The 17621-nt window shown below is 64.2% G+C and carries 14 protein-coding genes; 6 read left to right on the top strand and 8 right to left on the bottom strand.

Features of this window, described 5'->3' with window-relative positions:
• Window positions 1–35: 35 nt before the first annotated feature.
• The gene (serA, locus tag GMST_RS13275; protein WP_183355163.1) at window positions 36–1634 is read left to right on the top strand and encodes a phosphoglycerate dehydrogenase; all 1599 of its coding nucleotides are present in this window, start codon (window positions 36–38) and stop codon (window positions 1632–1634) included.
• Window positions 1635–1800: 166 nt separating this feature from the next.
• Here the strand turns inward: serA and GMST_RS13270 are convergent, their stop codons facing one another.
• The 4 genes from GMST_RS13270 to GMST_RS13255 all read right to left on the bottom strand — a co-directional run bounded on the left by GMST_RS13270 (window position 1801) and on the right by GMST_RS13255 (window position 5758).
• Window positions 1801–2868, bottom strand: coding sequence for a 3-deoxy-7-phosphoheptulonate synthase (locus tag GMST_RS13270; protein ID WP_183355162.1), 1068 nt, complete (start codon window positions 2866–2868; stop codon window positions 1801–1803).
• A gap of 198 nt (window positions 2869–3066) precedes the next feature.
• Window positions 3067–3705 carry a nicotinamidase gene (locus GMST_RS13265; RefSeq protein ID WP_183355161.1) on the bottom strand — a complete coding sequence of 213 codons (639 nt, stop codon included), beginning with the start codon at window positions 3703–3705 and terminating at the stop codon, window positions 3067–3069.
• Between the two features lie 27 nt (window positions 3706–3732).
• Window positions 3733–5172 (bottom strand): nicotinate phosphoribosyltransferase, encoded by a 1440-nt coding sequence (locus tag GMST_RS13260; RefSeq protein WP_183355160.1) that lies wholly within the window; start codon window positions 5170–5172, stop codon window positions 3733–3735.
• Window positions 5173–5191: 19 nt separating this feature from the next.
• Window positions 5192–5758, bottom strand: coding sequence for a tetratricopeptide repeat protein (locus GMST_RS13255; RefSeq protein WP_183355159.1), 567 nt, complete (start codon window positions 5756–5758; stop codon window positions 5192–5194).
• 159 nt (window positions 5759–5917) lie between these two features.
• On the opposite strand from GMST_RS13255, the gene GMST_RS13250 reads away from it, so the two are divergent.
• Window positions 5918–6781, top strand: coding sequence for an SDR family oxidoreductase (locus tag GMST_RS13250; protein WP_183355158.1), 864 nt, complete (start codon window positions 5918–5920; stop codon window positions 6779–6781).
• Between the two features lie 876 nt (window positions 6782–7657).
• Here the strand turns inward: GMST_RS13250 and GMST_RS13245 are convergent.
• Genes GMST_RS13245 through GMST_RS13230 form a run of 4 tightly spaced genes read right to left on the bottom strand, consistent with a single transcriptional unit; the run spans window position 7658 to window position 11496 of the window.
• Window positions 7658–8932: a nickel-dependent hydrogenase large subunit gene (locus tag GMST_RS13245; RefSeq protein ID WP_183355157.1), complete on the bottom strand. Its 1275-nt coding sequence runs from the start codon at window positions 8930–8932 to the stop codon at window positions 7658–7660.
• Window positions 8916–9674, bottom strand: a complete 759-nt coding sequence (locus GMST_RS13240) for an NADH-quinone oxidoreductase subunit B family protein (protein WP_183355156.1) — start codon at window positions 9672–9674, stop codon at window positions 8916–8918. The genes GMST_RS13245 and GMST_RS13240 overlap by 17 nt, the downstream gene beginning before the upstream one ends.
• The gene (locus GMST_RS13235) at window positions 9671–10522 is read right to left on the bottom strand and encodes an FAD/NAD(P)-binding protein (protein ID WP_183355155.1); all 852 of its coding nucleotides are present in this window, start codon (window positions 10520–10522) and stop codon (window positions 9671–9673) included. Before GMST_RS13235 ends, GMST_RS13240 begins: the two co-directional genes overlap by 4 nt.
• Window positions 10519–11496, bottom strand: a complete 978-nt coding sequence (locus GMST_RS13230) for a 4Fe-4S dicluster domain-containing protein (protein ID WP_183355154.1) — start codon at window positions 11494–11496, stop codon at window positions 10519–10521. Before GMST_RS13230 ends, GMST_RS13235 begins: the two co-directional genes overlap by 4 nt.
• Before the next feature lie 301 nt (window positions 11497–11797).
• Here GMST_RS13230 and GMST_RS13225 point away from each other — a divergent pair, with 301 nt between their 5' ends.
• The 4 genes from GMST_RS13225 to GMST_RS13210 all read left to right on the top strand — a co-directional run bounded on the left by GMST_RS13225 (window position 11798) and on the right by GMST_RS13210 (window position 17590).
• Window positions 11798–12571 carry a tyrosine-protein phosphatase gene (locus GMST_RS13225; protein ID WP_183355153.1) on the top strand — a complete coding sequence of 258 codons (774 nt, stop codon included), beginning with the start codon at window positions 11798–11800 and terminating at the stop codon, window positions 12569–12571.
• 96 nt (window positions 12572–12667) lie between these two features.
• A complete protein-coding gene (locus GMST_RS13220; RefSeq protein ID WP_183355152.1) occupies window positions 12668–13693 on the top strand; it encodes an SDR family oxidoreductase in 1026 nt (341 codons plus the stop codon).
• A 389-nt stretch (window positions 13694–14082) separates the two neighbouring features.
• Complete coding sequence (locus tag GMST_RS13215) at window positions 14083–15135, top strand: polysaccharide biosynthesis/export family protein (RefSeq protein WP_183355151.1); 1053 nt, start codon at window positions 14083–14085, stop codon at window positions 15133–15135.
• A gap of 151 nt (window positions 15136–15286) precedes the next feature.
• Window positions 15287–17590: a GumC family protein gene (locus GMST_RS13210; RefSeq protein ID WP_183355150.1), complete on the top strand. Its 2304-nt coding sequence runs from the start codon at window positions 15287–15289 to the stop codon at window positions 17588–17590.
• The last annotated feature ends 31 nt before the right edge of the window (window positions 17591–17621 follow it).

The following is a 17621-nucleotide window of genomic DNA, read 5'->3' as shown; positions in this document are numbered from 1 at the left end:
CACAGAGTGAAACTCAAAACCCAAAAGGAGTGGCAATGAAGATTATCGTAACCGATGAGGTGGCTCAGGAAGGACTGGCGCTTTTGCAGCAGGATCCACGCGTGCAGCTGGATGTGCGGCTGGGACTTAAGAAGGAAGAGCTCTACTCTATCATTGGCGATTACGACGTTATCATCACCAGAAGCGGCACCACGGTGGACAAGCCCCTGCTCGACGCGGCGACCAAGCTGAAGATGGTAGCCCGCGCCGGCGTCGGTGTGGACAACGTCGACGTAGACTACGCCTCCTCCAAGGGGGTCATCGTGGTCAATGCCCCCTTCGGCAACACCAACTCCGCCGCCGAGCACGCCATGGCGCTCTTGCTCTCGTTTTGCCGCAACGTCACCAAGGCGAACACCTCCCTTAAAGGCGGCGCCTGGAAGCGTGCTCCCTTCACCGGCTACGAGCTGAAAGGGCGCAAGGCCGGCGTCATCGGCCTGGGCAAGGTCGGCGGCCGGGTGGCTACCCGCCTGAAGGCCTTCGAGTGCGACGTGATCGCCTGCGACCCCTACATCGCCGAGAAGAGGGCGCACGACCTGGGTGTTCGGCTGGTCACCCTGGACGAGGTCGTCAAGACCTGCGACATCATCACCGTGCACACCCCGCTCACCGACGAAACCCGCGACATGATCGGCAAGAAGGAACTGGCCGCCATGAAGGAGGGGGTGATCATCATCAACGCGGCGCGCGGCGGCATCATCAACGAAGAGGCGATGCTCGAGGCGCTCGACTCCGGCAAGGTGGCCGGTGCAGCCTTCGACGTCTGGAGCCAGGAACCCCCCGACAGCGAGACCCTGAAGAAGCTGATCGGCCACGAGAAGATGGTGGTTACCCCGCACCTGGGCGCCAACACCTTCGAGGCCCAGGTAAACGTGGCGGTGGACGTCTCCCGCGAGATCATCCACTACCTGAACGAGCAACCGGTGGATAACGCCCTGAACATCCCGCGTTTCGACGCCTCGCTCATGGATCAGATGCGCCCGTACCTGACCCTCATGAACGTGCTGGCCGACTTTGCCATCCAGTTGGTGGGCAGCAACCTGAACAAGATCACCTTCTCCTACACGGGCAGTCTGGCCCAGCATGACTGCACCCCGATCACCGTTTCCGGCCTGGCGGCCCTGTTGAACCGTCGCGTCGAGCAAGAGGTGAACATGGTGAACGCGCAGCTGGTTGCCGACCGCATGGGGATCGTGGTGGAAGAGGCGAAGAGCAGCCAGTCGGAGGCCTTCTCCAACATGATCACCCTGACCATCGAGGGCTCCGGCGAGAAGCGTCTCATCTCGGGTACCCTGTTCGAGGGGGTGCCGCGCGTCGTCAAGCTGCGTGACTACCAGATGGATTTCCGTCCCGAGGAGCACATGCTGCTTTTGGCCTACGGCGACCGCCCGGGCATGATCGGCAGGATCGGCACCATCCTGGGCGAGCACGACATCAACATCGGCTCCATGAACCTGGGTCGTCGCGAGAAGAAGGGTGAGGCGATGGTCATCCTGTCGCTGGATTCCCAGGTTTCTCCCGAGGTGGTCGAGAAGGTCAAGGCCGCAACCGACGCGACCTTCATCAAGCCGCTCTACCTGGTGACCGCGAAGTAACTCCTCACGCCATTGTCACACAAGAAAGGCCCCGACAGCATCTGTCGGGGCCTTTCTCTTTACCCGTCCTCAGGTCCTCAAGTCCCCAAGTCTCTTTCGTCCTTAAGGTCGCTTTCGTCCCATTTGTCCTTCACTAAAACAAGCCTTCAGCCACTAAAGTCAGCAGCTACGAAGCCCGCCTGCCGCCGCAGGACTTGAGCCTCGCGTACGCCTCGCGCAGGGTCGCCTCGGTGGTTTCCCAGTTGATGCAGCTGTCGGTGATGGAAACCCCGTACTCCAGCGTCGAGAGGTCCTTGGGAAGCGGCTGGTTCCCTTCCTTCAGGTAGCTCTCGATCATGACCCCCGAGATGCTCCGGTTGCCGGCCTCGATCTGCTCCACCACGCTTTTCAGCACCTCCGGTTGCAGCTCGAACTTCTTCTCCGAGTTGCCGTGGCTGCAGTCCACCATCATGGTCGGCTGCAGTCCCGCCTTCGCGAGCATCTGCTCGGTCTTGGCGATGTCCTCCGGATAGTAGTTCGGGCGCTTGTTGCCGCCGCGCAAGACGATGTGCACGTCCGGGTTCCCGGTGGTCTGCACGATCGAGGTGAGGCCGTCGCGGTTCACACCCAGGAAGCTGTGCGGGTGCAGTGCCGTCTTCATGGCGTCGAAGGCGATCTGCAGGTTACCGTCGGTGCCGTTTTTGAACCCGATCGGGAAGGAGAGACCGCTCGCCATCTCGCGGTGGGTCTGGGACTCGGTGGTGCGGGCGCCGATGGCCCCCCAGGAGAGGAGGTCCGCCAGGTACTCGGGGGTGATGGGATCCAGCATCTCGGTGGCGACCGGCAGCCCCATCTCGGTGATCTTGCACAAGAGGCTTCTGGCGGTCCCGAGCCCCTTGGAGATCAGGTGGCTCCCGTTCATGTCGGGGTCGTTGATGAGCCCCTTCCACCCGACGGTGGTGCGCGGCTTCTCGAAATAGACCCGCATGATCAGGAGCAGCTCCTCGGAGACCTCGCGCGACAGGGCGGCCAGCTTCTCGGCGTACTCGAGCGCACCCTTGGGATCGTGGATCGAACAGGGGCCGACCACCACCATCAGGCGACGGTCCTCGCCGCGCAGGATCCTGATGATGGCGGCGCGGCTCGCACTCACGCAGGCGCTCGATTCGTCCGAGATGGGGAACACCTGCCTCAAATCGGTAGGCGCGATGATGGGGGTGATGCTCTTGATCTTAAGGTTGTTCGTCTTGATCATGCTGGGGCTCCTCGGGCGGAACTTTTTTAATGTGCCGTAATCTAGCCTGTTTCGAATCCGCTGTCAAAAAAAAATGCCCCGCCTCGCCGTTATTTTGAGGGGAGCATATTTTTGTATGACTGGAAAGAAAACCGTAGGTTAGCCGGGTGGTGCTGGGGGCCCCGCGTTGCCGATTCATCCGGCCGGCGCTGCGGCGGGTTAGGAACGTAACAGAGGTCCGGGGCCCGGGCCGCCCGCTTCGATGGCGAATACCTCGGCGATGCTCTCGAGGGTGACCACGCTCGCGCCGGCTGCGCGCATCTGCTCGACGGCGCGGGCTCCGTCACCCGGCGTCAGATCGACCGCACGCACGGCGTCCGCCAGAAGTGTCACGTCGAACCCTTCCTTGAGCCCTTCGAGCACGCTCTCCTTCACGCAGTAATCGGTGGCCAGCCCGCCCACGTAGAGCCGGTCCAGGCCCATGTGGCGCAGGAGCATCGGGAAAGGGGTGCCGTTCTCGGTTACCCCCTGCAGGGCCGAGTACCCCTCGTCCCAGCGGGTGAGCCCCTTGGAGATCACGATGGTCCCCTCGGGGAGCAGGAGCTTCGGGTGAAACTCGGCGCCCGGGGCCTCCTGGACGCAGTGCACCGGCCAGCGGCCGCCGTTGTCCCGGAAATGCACGCTCTGGGCCGGGTGCCAGTCCCGCGAGGCGAAGATCGGGGTGCCCCGCTTCCAAAAAAGTGAGATGTAGCGGTTCAGCACGGGGACCACGGCGTCTCCCTCGGCCACGGCCAAGGCACCGCCCGGGCAGAAATCGAGCTGGACGTCGACGATGAGCAGGGCCGCTCTGCGGTGCATATCAGGCCTCCTTTCCGGGTCGCTGTCTCACGGGCGCCTCGTCTTGAATTTGTCTTTGACCTCGGTGATCAGGCTGAGCCTGAGCTGGTTCAGCCCCGCGCTGATCGAGACCTTGTAGAAGTGCGGGTTGATCAGGCGCAGGCACCCCGCCGGGAGCCGGGAGAGCTCCTGCTGGGAGCGGTCCGCCGCGGCGTCCAGCGTCTCCGGCGCCTGGCAGCGCCTGCCCTCTTCCATAACGACGCCGCGCAGTTCGAGGAAACCGGCCTGCTCCGGGATGCGCACCTGCTGCAGCGGGTTCCCCGGATCGTAGACCAGGTCGCCCGGTTTGAGCTCCTCGCCGCGCAAGGTGATCACGTCCTGGACGAAGTTCCCCTGGCGGTCCACGACCCGCAGCACGGTCTTGTGGTCGGGAAGGGTCGCCTTTGAGACGTCGCTGGTGAGTTTGAGCTTGGGGGAGTGATCCACCTGCACCAGCTTGTAGACCCCGCCCAGGGCTCCTCCCCCTTCGCCGGCGCAGGTGGCGAGCCGGGTCCCCACGCCGTAGATGTCGACCCGCCCCCCTTCGGCGCGGATCGATTCGATCACGTGCTCGTCCAGTTCGTTCGATGCCACCACCTTCACCCCGGGAAAGCCCGCCTCGTCGAAGGCCTTGCGCACCTCCCGCGACAGGTAGGCCAGGTCCCCCGAGTCGATGCGCACCCCGAAGAGTTCGTGGCCGCGCTCGCGCAGTTCCGCCGCGACGGTAAGCGCGTTGGGGAGCCCGCTTTTCAGGGCGTCGTAGGTGTCGATGAGCAGGATGCACCCCACGGGGAAGACCTCGGCGTAGCGGCGAAAGGCCGTCAGCTCGTCGGGAAAGGCCATGATCCAGCTGTGGGCATGGGTCCCCTTCACGGGGATCCCGTACACCTGACCCGCCTGGACGTTACTTGTACCGCGCACCCCGCCGATGTAGGCGGCACGGGCCACGCTGAGGCCGCCGTCGGGGCCCTGGGCGCGGCGCAGGCCGAACTCCATGACCTGGGCGCCGCCGGCCGCGTGGTTGATACGCGCTCCCTTGCTGGCCACCAGGGTCTGGAAGTTGATCACGTTGAGAAGCGCCGTCTCCACGAACTGCGCCTCTGCGAGCCCCCCCTCGACCGTCAAAAGCGGCTCCCGGGCGAAGACTACGCTCCCTTCCGGCGGGGCGGTGACGCGCCCCCTGAAGCGGAAGCTTTCCAGGTAAGAGAGGAAGTCGGGGGAGAAGAGCTTGAGGCGAGCGAGGTACTCGAGGTCGGCCTCCCTAAAGCGGAGCTCCTCCAGGTACTGAAGGGCGGTTTCCAGCCCCGCGAATACCGCGTAGCCCCCCTGGTAGGGGTTGGTGCGAAAGAAGAGGTCGAATACCGCGGGGCGCTCGTGCATCCCTTGGTCGAGGTACCCGGCAAGCATGGTGAGTTCGTAGAGGTCGGTCACGAGGGGGCTGATATGCATGGTAGGTTGGGCTCCACGGCTATTTGCCGCGCTGGTTTATTGCCTGGATGAGTTTCCCGGCCAGGTCCGGGTCCAACAGTTTCAACGCCAGGTACTCCCCCTGTGCCTTGCCGGGCTCCCCGAGGTAGAGCCAGCAAAGGCCCAGCTTGTAGTGCCCGTTGCTGTCCCCGGGGGTGAGCTCGAGGAGCTCCTGGTACGCCTCGGCGGCCTCCCGGTACTGCTCGACCCGGAAATACACCTCGGCCAGGTTCGAGTAGCCCAGGGCGAGTTTCGGCTCCAGCTGCAGCGACTTTTTCAGGTGCGTGATCGCCTGGTCGAAGTCGCCGGACAGGGCCTGCGCAGTACCCAGGTTGAGCCAGGTCGCCGCGCTCTCGGGGTTGATGTCCAGGCTGCGCGCGAAGGCGAGGGCGGCATCCTGGTAGCGGCCGGCGCCGTTCAGCGCGAGCCCCGAGATGAACCAGTCCTCCGCGTCCAGGTACTCTTCCTGGTCCAGCGGGGGGGGCTGGGGGTGTGCCTCTTCGGCCACGCTTCCCGCCAGACCTGCCAGCAACAGCACCATGAGGTGAGTGCAAGTAGAGTGCCTCATCAGGGTCCTCCTCGTCAACGGTTTAACTGTAGCAGGTTGAATCGTATTTACTACGAGGCACTTCCGGGCGTTTTTGCTGGCAGTCCCCAGCGTATTCTGCTAGATAGGAGGGGGGCGGGAGCGCTGCGCCGCAAGAAAACGTGACCAAAGAGGTGGCATGTGGAACATCTTTTCATCATCGGGTTTGGCTATGTAGGAAAGCGTATTGCAACCTTGGCCCGGGAGGAGGGGCGCCGGGTCAGCGCGCTGAACCGTAAGGGGACCGGCATGGACGGGGTGGAACTGCACACGGCGGACCTGGACGATCCGGCCTCGCTTGCGGGCCTTCCGGTTAAGGGGGCCGGGGTGATCTTTCTCGCGCCTCCGCCGGGTGGCGGGAACCAGGAGACCCGGATGCGCAACTTCCTGGCCTCCCTGCCCGCCGGTGCGGCACCCGCCAAGCTCGTCTACCTGAGCACCAGCGCCGTGTACGGCGACTGCCAGGGGGAGGTGGTCACCGAGGAGAGCCCGGCGCAGCCCCAAACCAGCAGGGGGAAGCGGCGCTTGGACGGCGAAGAGCAGGCGCTTGAGTGGGGGAGGGCGCACGGGGTGCCGGTCGTCGTCCTGCGGGTGGGGGCTATCTACGCCGCCGACCGCCTGCCGTTTATGCAGCTGCAAAACCGGCTGCCGGTACTTCGGGAAGATCTCTGCCGCCCGACCAACCGCATCCATGCCGAGGACCTGGCGCGGGTCTGCCTCGCGGCGCTTGAGCGTGGCAGGGACGGCGCCATCTACAACGTAAGCGACGGTCACCCAACAACGATGACCGACTACTTCAACCGCGCCGCGGACTGCCTCGGGCTGCCCCGGCCGCCCCAGGTCGACTGGGAGGAGGCGCGCCGGGTCATGACCCCCTTGATGCTGACCTACTTCTCCGAGGCGCGCATCCTCGACAACGGCCGCATGCTGCGGGAACTCGGCGTCACCCTGCGCTACCCCGACCTCGCTGCCGGGCTCGCCGAGGGGGAGCCGAAGCACCCCTAAGCCTGCTGCCGGGGTCGGAAGCCGGCCTACGGAGGGGCGCCAATCCCGGATCGACCCTATAAACTCACCCCGGCAGAGCTGTCACCGGCTCTGCCTCTTTTTTGGGCAAAATGCCATTTTCGGCAGGAATTGCTCCGTTGAGAGCGCCCGGGACGGCTCCTTTCCACATGGTTATCCACAGGTTTTGTGGAAGACGATCCGCTGCCAGCTTGCTTTCGCCACACTCCCCCTCATAAGTTATCCACTTTTCACGTTGTTTTTGACGAGCGCCAATTTGTTGACGTTAATGGCCCTGGGGAAACTAAAAAAGGTCCATGACGGGCGTCATGGACCTTTAGGTGGGATTGGCGTTAGGAGGACACTTTCTGCTGATCCGTCGGTTGGAGTTTTTCCGGAGGGCGGGTTTCCTGCTCGAGGTGACCAGGGTTGCTGCCGGACCGGTGCTGCTCCCCTTTTTCAAGCGGTGGTGCTGGCCGCCTGGCGGATGAGAAAAGTCGCTTTCCGCGTTGCCTCTAACGCCAATTTCTTTGGTGCTCCGGAATACCGTACACGCTGGGTTTGGGTTTGCTGACCGCTGTCGCAATATACCCCGAGAAGGCGTTTCAGGCTTCCCCCTTTGCTTCGGGGGCCTGCTCACCACGGCTGTACCCGGGATGACATGGTTCGATAAGGTAGTCAGGGAACTCAACCGCACGCAACGAGTATTCCAGAGCTTAGCTTGGCAAGTTTCCTTGCGTCGCCAGCCCAAGTCTAGCAACCTCCGTTTTGCTGTCAAGCAGGCTGGTTCACTTTTTTTCATCCTGTATCTGGCTGTTTTAGCACCACTTTTGCTGGCGGATGCTCTTGTGCCGGTGATTCCCCAGTAAGCCCGAAAACTTAGAGCTGAACCAGATGTACCGCGCACGAGATACATGGATCAAAACAGCGTACCAGGCGCTCCAGCGCGGCGACCAGGACCGCGGGTTCGGCCCCTTCCATCCCGTGGGCCAGCGCCAACAGGTTTTCCTCCAGTGCCAGTTGGTTCAACGAGGTAGGTGTGATGACATCGGCGGCGCGGCAAAGCCCCGAGGCGTCGAAGCTGTAGCCGTGGATCAGGACGCCGCGGGGGGCCTCACAGGCAGCGCTCCCGCTCCCCGCCGCCGGCGTAAGCACCGGGGGGCTCCCGGTGTCGGCCGGGTCGTATTCCAGGAGTTCCTCGACCAGGTCGCGGGCCGCGAGCGCCGATTGGTAGAGTTCGAGGGCCTGGGCCAGGGCGTTCCCGCGCAGGTCCTGTCCGGTGACCGCGCCGCCCACCTCCTTGAAGAGTTCCCCGACCGGTCCCCCGGCCGGCGGCGCGAGGTTCAGGCGCGCCAGCGCCCCGACGGTCGGAACCAGGCCTCGTACCCGGGCGCTCTTGGCATGGGAGTGCTCGACCGGCCACTCGGAGATCGCCTCCCGATAACCGGCGACCGGGATTCCCGGCAGGGATTCCAGCGTGAGTGCCCGCCCCGAAAAGGCGGACTCGCCGGTCTGCACCGCCAGGTAGTGTGGCGCCGACAGGGGCGGGAAGGGGAAGCCCTGGCGGAACAGCTGCACGGTGTCGGTACAGATAGGGAGGACACTCTCGATCCCGTCGCGCAACCGGTACAGGGTGTCCCGCGAGGCCCGGCGACCCACCCCTCCCAGGGTGATGTTCACCGGATGGATCAACCTCCCCCCCAACTCCTCCTGGATCTGGTTCCCCACCTGTTTCAGCGCAAGGCCCGCCTTGAGCAGCTCCGGCGCCTGGCGCGCCAGGTCCGCTACCCCCTTCACCTCGAGGAGGTCGGGGAGCAGCAGGCAGTAAAGGTGCAGGGCATGGCTTTGCAGCTGGCCGCCGTGCAGGATGAGCTCGCGGGTGAGCCGCGTGGTGCGGGAAACCGGAAGCTTTAAAGCCTCTTCGACGGCGAGGAGCGCCGTCACCTTGTGTACCGTGGAGCAAAGCGAACAGATGCGGCAGATGATGTCGGGGACCTCGGCGAAGCTGCGGCCCAGGAGCAGTGCCTCGAAGAGCCGGGGCGACTCCGTCAGGCAGAGCTCCACCCGCTCCACGTGTCTCCCCTCGAGGTACACCCTGAGGGTGCCGTGCCCCTCCACACGGCTAAGCGGATTCACCTCAACTACGCTGCCCATAGTCCCACTCCACGGTGAAGCGGCTCATCCTGCGCTCGATCTCCTCCCTCGAGAAGCCGCGCGTAAGGAGCAGCTCCAGTTCCTGGGCCACGTTCGCCTCCTCAACCGGTCCCCGACACCCCTCGCACGGTATCCCGGTCGCCGGGCAGCGGGCGTTGCACCCCCCTTGGATGACCGGGCCGAGGCAGAGCTGGTTTCGTTCCAGAAGCAGGCAGAGATTTTCCCGGCTGCGGCACTCGAGGCAGACCGGGTAGCTGGGAAAAGCGGGAAGGGTGCCGGCGAGTACCGCCCCCAAAAGCCGCAGGAGGTCCCCCTTTTCCGGGGGGCAGCCGGTGATGGCGGCATCGACGCTGACGAAGTTTTTGAAGGGAGCGGGGGGGAAGCTTTCCAGCTGGGGCGCCCGGTCTCCGTACACCTCCCGAAGCAGCGCGGGGCGGGGGGTGCTTCGGTTCTTTTGGGCGGCGATCCCGCCGTGCAGGGCGCAGGTGCCGAAGGCGATCAGCAGCCGGCTTGCGTTTCTGAAGTGAAAGAGCGCGGAGAGGTCCCCCGGCGTGGAAACGGCCCCCTCCACGAGTGCCACGTCGTAGTGCCGTTTGGGATCGGGATCGCTCTGCCCCATCGGGAAGTAGGCCACCTCGAACCTCTCCAGGATCTCCCTAAGCTCGTCCTCGCAGTTAAAGAGCGTGAGCTGGCATCCCGAGCAGGCGGTAAGCCCGGCGATGGCGAGGCTGGGCTTTTTCATAGCGCCTCCGGGATGTCGGCTACCTCGCTCAGGCGGAAGACCGGACCATCGGTGCAGCAGAGCTTGGTCCCGATGGCGCAGTGGCAGCAGCGCCCGATGCCGCAGCGCATCCGGCGCTCCAGGCTCAAAAGCACCCGCTCGGGGGCGACCCCCGCTCCGGTCAGCTCGCCGACCAGGCAGCGGTAGAGCGGGGGGGGGCCGCAGACCGCGACGTAGCTCTCCCCGGCGTCGAAGCGGAACCCCTTGAGCAGGTCGGGCAACAGCCCGATGGCGCAGGCATACGCGCCGGCCGCCTGCTCTCGCGCGAAATCGACGGTCAGGTAGAGCCTGAGCCCGTGCGCAGCGGCAAGCCCCACCAGCTCGTCCCTAAACAGCATGAGGCCGGGCTCCCGCGCCCCGTACATCAGGGTGATCTCGCCGTACTGGTCCCGGTGGCGCAGCAGGTGCAGCAAAAGCGAGCGCAGCGGGGCGATCCCCAGCCCTCCGGCTAAAAGCAGTGCCGGGTGCCCCGTCATCTCCCGGACCGGAAAGCCGGTGCCAAACGGCCCCCTCAGCGCGAGCGGCTGGCCGGCGGCCGCCTGGTGCAGAAGCCCCGTCACCTGCCCGACACGCCGCACGCAGAGCTCGAGCGTGCCGTCCTCCCCCGGCAGGTCCGCCGGCGAAATGGGGACCTCGCCCCCCCCCGGGACCGAGAGCTGGACGAACTGGCCCGGGAGGAAGCCGGAGAGTTGTTCCAGGGCGGCGGGCTCCGGGGCGACCCGGAAAAGTGCCGTGTCCGGCGACAGTTCCCGACGCCCCACGAGCGTCGCGGCGAACGGGATATGGCGCTCCGCGGCGTTGGCGATCATCGGCCTCCCCCCGGCTCCGGCGCCGTTTTCCCGATCAGTTCGCGCAGGTCGATATCCACGGGGCAGACCTCTTTGCAGCGGCCGCACCCCACGCAGGAGGATCTCCCCTGAAGCGGGGAGAAGCCGCAGTACTTGTGCAGGAACCGGTATCTCAGGCGGTCCACGCGCCCGGGGCGGAAGTTCCCCCCCGCGACGGCGCCGTGGCTTTGGAACAGGCAGTTGTCCCACTCCCTCAAGCGGCTGCCGCCGCCGGTCAACCCCGTGCTCTCCCTGACGTCGAAGCAGTAGCAGGTGGGGCAGCAGGCCGAGCAGGCGCCGCAACCGACGCAGCTGCGGGCAAACTCGTCCCAGAGGGGATCCCGGGAATAGGCGCGTTCGGGGTCCTGCGCGGGGATGACGCAGGGAGCCGGGGTGCGCGGCGGGGCAGGGGGGGCCGAAACCAGAAGCTTCGCCGCTGCCTTGAGCATCGAGGCCCCCGCCGAGCTCTCCGCCTGCACCAGGTAGCCGGTCTGCTGCTCTGTAAGGAAGAGATCGCACCTCGCGCTCCCCGCGGGTTCGCTGCAGAAGCAGTAGTCGTCCGGGGTGCAGGAGATGCCGACCAGGAGCAGGTTCGCGCGCCGCTCCGCGTACCTGGGGTCCTCGGGTTCGCTCAGAAAGACCTGGTCCAGGTAGGCGAGCGCCTCGAGGTCGCAGGCGTGGACGCCGAATAGCACGGTGCGCTTACTGTCGCCCGAGGGAAAGCGGTAGCGCCCGTCGCGGTACTCGAGAAAGGTGTCGCGGAACGGGAAGAGGTACTTCTTGGGGGGGATCTGGGTGCGCCGGTAACCGAGGTCGAGCCGGTCGAGCGAGGTGAGCGGTGCAAAGAGGGAGACGCCGCTCTCAGAGAGCGTGGGGCCGTGCAGGGTGCCGAAGGCGCGCAGGGTGTCTAGAAACTGCGGCAGGTTGTCGTTTGCCAGATATGCGCTGATCTCCATGAGCATCTCCCGGGCCGCTTGTAGTATACCTGCCGTGCTCGAGTTGGCAACAGCGCCAGTATGCAGCGGCGTCGGATGGATCTGGCGCGGCCTCAGTTAATACCGGGCCTGCCGTCGCGGTGTTTGACTTGATGTTGGCAACATGTTACTTAAGAAGAAGCGGCTCAAGAAAAGTCATTAACCTTCGTCGCTGTCGAACCTGTCCCTGCCCGGTTACGCGCGCAGAGTTTCCGGTACGACTTCAGCGGATACTCTGCCAGTAGTCTGCCGACCACCTCCACAAACCTCGAGTACCTGATCCATGGATACCTGCTACGTAGATTTTCACAGCCACCTGGTCCCCGGAATCGACGATGGCGCCGTCGACGGCGACGACTCGCTCGAGATGGCGCGCATCCTCGCCGGTTACGGGTTCTCCACGGTGCACTGCACGCCGCACCTCATAAGGGGCGGTTTCGAGAACCGTCCGGACGGGGTGCGCAGCGGGGTAGAGGCCCTGCAAGCGCAGCTGACGGACGCCGGAATCCCGGTGCACCTGGTGGCGGGTACCGAGCACTACTTCGACGAGTACCTGATGGACCTGGTGCCGGGCGCCTTGACCGTGGGGGGCTCGCGCTACCTTCTGGTGGAGATCCCCTTCAGGGCGCCGGGAGACCTGGTCCCCGCCATGGCGATACAGTTGCGCCGGCTGGGGATGCTGCCGCTCTTCGCCCATCCCGAGCGCTGTGCCGCCTTCGATCCTCCCCGCCACGAGGCCGGTTTGCTCGGTACCTTGAGCTCGGTCCTGGGGAGGCGCAAGGATCCAAGCCTCGAGGGCTCCCTGGTACTGGACCTCAAGCGGTCGGGGTGCAAGTTCCAGGGTAATATCGGGAGCTTTGCCGGGGTGTATGGCAGCGTGGTGCGCCAGCGTGCCATCGTGCTTTTGAAAAACGGCATCTATTCCTGTCTGGGGAGCGATGCCCATACCTCCCAGGGGCTTTCGGATATCCTCGCCAGCGGTCTCGACACCGTGGTGGCCAGCATCGGCGAGAGCGCCGCGCGTCGGCTTTTGACCGGAGAGCTGGTTTACGACTGAGAGGGGCAGGGGGAACCTTTCCGTGGCTGAGAGCGGCGGGGCCCTTGTTTTGCTTCTTTACCATCCGGCGAGAACTCACGTAAGACAGGAGGGAGCGTGACAGCATACGAAGATCTCAAGCGGCAGTTGAGAGCCGAACCGCGCTCGTGGCTGGTGACCGGGGTGGCGGGCTTCATCGGTTCGAACCTGCTCGAGCACCTGTTGCGCCTGGACCAGAGGGTGGTAGGGCTGGACAACTTCTCGACCGGGAGCCGGGCGAACCTCGACGAGGTACGATCGCTCGTGGGTGAGAGCGCCTGGGCGCGTTTCAGGTTCATCGAGGGGGACATCAGGGACCCCGCCAGCTGTGCCGCCGCCTGCCAGGGGACCGACTACGTGCTGCACCAGGCGGCGCTTGGGTCGGTGCCGCGCTCCATCGACAACCCCGCAAACACCAACGAGAACAACGTCACCGGCACGCTCAACATGATGCTCGCCGCGCGGGACGCCAAGGTGCGCCGGTTCGTCTACGCCTCGAGTTCCGCGGTGTACGGCGACCACCCGGCGCTCCCCAAGCTCGAGGAAGAGATCGGGCGCTCGCTCTCCCCCTACGCCGTCTCGAAACACGTCTGCGAACTCTACGCGCACCAGGTCGCCAGCCACTACGGACTCGAGTGCGTCGGACTGCGCTACTTCAACGTCTTTGGGCCCCGCCAGGATCCCAATGGCCCCTACGCCGCCGTGATTCCCAAGTGGGTCGCCGCCATGATCGCCGGCGAGGCCGTGTACATAAACGGCACCGGCGAGACCAGCCGCGACTTCTGTTTCGTGGAAAACGTGGTGCAGGTGAACCTCCTGGCGGCGACCGGCCAAAATCCCGACGCGGTGAACCGGGCCTACAACGTCGCCCTGAACGATCGCACCAGCTTAAACCAGCTCTTCGAGTTGTTGCGCGAAAGGCTGGCCCCCCAGTACCCGCACCTGGAGAAGTTCGCGCCGGTCTATCGGAACTTCCGCGCCGGCGACGTCATGCATTCCCAGGCCGACATCGGCAAGGCCTGCACGCTTCTTGGCTACCAACCCACCCATAGCATCGACCAGGGGCTCGACGTGGCGCTTGAGTGGTACCGGAAGTTCCGGTAATTCGCCATGTTTTTGTAGGAAATCTGGTAGTTTGTGCCGCTGGTCTCCTGGAAGCCTCTTTTTTTTCCTACTCAACAAACAAGCCGCCCTACTGTCAACGCCGTTTATGAGCCCGACAAAAACCCTGTCGGGCTCTTTATTTACGGCGCACTGTGCCGACACACTCTGTCTTTTATAGGTCGACTTATGGATGCGTTAATCGCTGCTAAGATTAAAATGGTGGTAAATCATTGACTTAAGTGATTCCAGATGTTAAAAGTTTCCTCAGATAGCGTCGACTGTAACAATGTAGCCGACGGTGAAAGTCGACACACCCCGCCACCCAAGCTGTTCATGTTCTTATTGCGCAATGGCGAAAGCCGGCGCGCTTTGTTTCAGGATGGTATGCGATGAAGCTCCGATTCATATTCTGCAAGTTGGCCCTGGCAATCTCCACACTGAGTCTGAGCGTATCCGGCTGTGCAACCTATACCGATCTGGCGCCGGGAACCAAGCGAGAGATCCATTCGCCGGTCCTGTCCCGCGAAGAGGTCGCCGTCGAGAGCAAGCTCCCCGTCGAAACGTCGCCGCCCGCCAACTACCAGGTGGGCGTTGGGGACGTGCTGCTTTTAAACGTGAGCGGCCGCCCCGAGTTCACCGTGGTGAGCCCGTCCAGCAGCAGCAAGGTGCAGGGAAGCCGGATAGACGGTGCCGGCATGCTGCACGTTCCGATGCTCGGGCCGGTCCAGGTGGCCGGGCTCACCCTGGCCCAGGTCGAGCAGAAGCTGACCGGGCTCTTGAAGAAGTACCTGCAGGACCCCTGGGTGGTGGTCGAGGTTGCCGAGTACAAGAGCCTGCCCTTGTACCTGCTCGGGCAATTCCGCGCCTCGGGGACCTACTACCTGGACCGCCCGCTCACCCTCTTGCAGGGGCTTGCCCTCGGCAACGGTTTCGACGCCAGCGCGAACCTGAAGGGGGCGCGGCTGACCCGGGACGGCAAGGTGGTCCCGGTCGATTTCTACGGCCTGCTCACCAACGGCGACGCGCGGCAGAACATCTGGCTCAAGGGTGGCGACAGCATCTACATCCCGGACAGCCGCAACCAGCTGGTCTTCATCTTCGGTGCGGTCAAGAAACCGGGGTCGGTTGCCATACCGCCGGGCGGGATGAACCTGGCCCAGGCGATCGCCAGCGCCGAGCTGCGCGATGCGGGCTTCGATTTCCATCACGTGCGCATCATCCGTTCGCTCTCGGCGACCCGGGGCGAGCTTTTGGTGGTCGATTACGACCTCGTGCTGCGCGGCGAGGCCCTCCCCATGCAGCTCGTTGACGGGGACATCGTCTACGTCCCCAAAAGCGGCTTCGGCACCTGGAACGACGTGATCGCTGACATCCTCCCCTCGCTGCAGACCATAAGCGCGGTGCTGCAGCCGTTTGTCTCCATCAAGTTCCTCAGTCAGTAAACTACGCGGATCTTTTGCCGATAAGGTGCCGTGATCCCCGGCCAGGCAGCCGGTTCTCAACAGCCGGGGTATGCCGAGCCCGGAGGCCCGTCCGCGTATGGTTGTCGGTACGGGTGCAGTACCACCGAAACTTTCTCTACCAGGATGTGTCATGAATCAGCAGTTGCCCCAGCCACAGCAGGAAGAGATCCATCTTCAGGACTACCTTCAGGTCATCCTCCGGCGCCGCACCACCTTTGTCATTACCTTCCTGGCGGTGTTTTCGCTGGTTGCCCTCTACACCTTCCTGGTCCCTCCGACCTTCGAGTCGACCGCAACCCTCTTCGTGAAGGACGACAAGGGGAAGGTCGGCCAGATGGGCGACCTGTTGCTCAACAACGCCACCCCGATCGACTCCGAAATCGAGATACTCAAATCGCGCAGCAACGCCGAAAAGGTGGTGTCGGCCCTGCACCTGGACTGGGGTGTCGACAAGCGCTCCAAAGGGGTGCGCTTCAAGCTGGTGGAGTTCGCCTCGACCGCGCCGCGCTCGGAGGAGCCGAGCTACCAGGTCGAGCTTCAGGGCGGCGGCGCGTATGCCGTGCGCGATGCCGACGGTAACCTGCTGGGGAGCGGGACGAGCGGCGTCCTTTTGCGGGGCAAGGGGATCACGCTGCTGATCCGCGACCTCGAGGGGGCCAAGGGGGACACCTTCCGGCTCACCCAGCACCAGTTTTACGAAACAGTTGAGAAACTTATGAAGGAGATCAAGGTTGGCGAGGTCGGGAAGAAGACCAACGTCATGTCGATCTCTTACCGCAGCCGCGATTCGCTCCTGGCCCGCGATGTGGTGAACACCCTGGTGCAGGTCTACCTGGACCAGGGGGTGGCGCTGCGGGCCGAAGAGGCGACCCGTACCGTGGCGTTTGTCCAGGACCAGTTGAAGGGTACCAAGGACGAGTTGGAGCGCGCCGAGAAGAACCTGGAAGGTTACAAGAGCACCACAGGGGTTATCGACCTGGACACCGAAGCCCAGGCACTTATCCAGAACCTGGTCGATGCCGAAAAACAGAAGGCCGACGCTGGTCTGCAGCGCAAGCAGGCCGAGTTCGCCCTTGCCTCCCTCAAGGATGCCCGGCGCAGGGGAGTTGCCTATGCTCCGTCCCTCTTGCGTGATGACCCCGTCCTGGCTGGATTGGCTGCCAAACTTGCTGACCTGCAGGTTCTTAAAAAGGCACGGCTTTCCGAGAGCACCGAGAATCACCCCGCGGTGCAGGCGATCCAGGCGCAGATCGACGAAACCGAGCGCAAGATCCAGAATACCTACGAGACCACCCTGAAAAATGTCCAGGCACAGGAGCGGGCCCTGGCAGCGCAGATAGCCCAGAGCGACGCGCAACTGAGGAAGCTTCCCGCCGCTGAGCGGGACCTGGCTCGGCTGTTGCGGGTAACTAAGGTGAACGCCAGCATCTACACCTTTCTGTTACAAAAACACGAAGAGGCCCGCATTGCAAAGGCCTCCACCATCAACAACATCAGCGTGGTCGATCCGGCTATCGCCGCAGAGCGGCCGGTGTCGCCGAAGAAAGGGAAGAACCTCCTTCTTGGTGTGGTAGTCGGGCTGATGTGTGGCCTGGGGCTCTGCTTCTTCCGGGAATACCTGGACGATACCCTCAAGGACCCGGAGACGGCCTGCAAGACGCTTGGCCTGCCGCTTTTAGCGGTCATCCCCTTCATCCAAGACAAGGAGGGAGGGCAGGCGGCGCTCATCGCCCACAACCTCCCGAAGGCTCCGGCCTCCGAGGCGTTTCGTTCGCTGCGGACCGCGCTGCACTTCTGTGCCGTGAACAAGAACAACAAGGTGCTCTTGGTCACCAGTACCTTCCCGGGCGAGGGGAAATCGACTGTCGCCTCCAACCTCGCCATCACCCTTGCACAGACCGGCGTCCCGGTCCTGATTATCGACTGCGACCTGCGCCGCTCTACGCTGCATGACAAGTTCGCCCTGGAGCGCGGGGAAGGGCTCACCGGGCTCTTGGCCGGCGACCTCGAGCCGAAGCGCGTGGTGCAGCGGACCCCCATCGACGGGCTCGATATCGTAACCGCGGGAATCGTCCCGCCCAATCCCTCCGAACTCCTGGGGTCCCAGGCCATGGCGCGGTTTATAGAGCAGATGCGCGAGACGTACACACATATCGTCATCGACGCCCCTCCGGCGCTTGCCGTGACCGATGCCCCGCTCCTGACCCGGCTGGCCGACCTTGTGGTCATGGTGGTAGAGATCGGCCGAGTGCCGGTCAAGGCAGCTCAGCGCACCAAGGACACCCTGTTGGCGGTTTCCGCGCCCGTTGCCGGCCTCGTGGTCTCCGACCGCACCAGTCGGGCCGCCGGTTACGGCTATGGCTACGGTTACGGCTATGGCTACGGCCTGGACGACGAGGCTCCCAAACCGTGGTGGAAATTCGGTAAGAAGTAGCCGTCGTCCGTCTCTTTGCATCGTATCCGAA

The sequence above is a fragment of the Geomonas silvestris genome (assembly GCF_014193515.1).
Classification (GTDB): Bacteria; Desulfobacterota; Desulfuromonadia; order Geobacterales; family Geobacteraceae; genus Geomonas; species Geomonas silvestris.
This window is presented reverse-complemented; position numbering and strand designations above follow the sequence as displayed.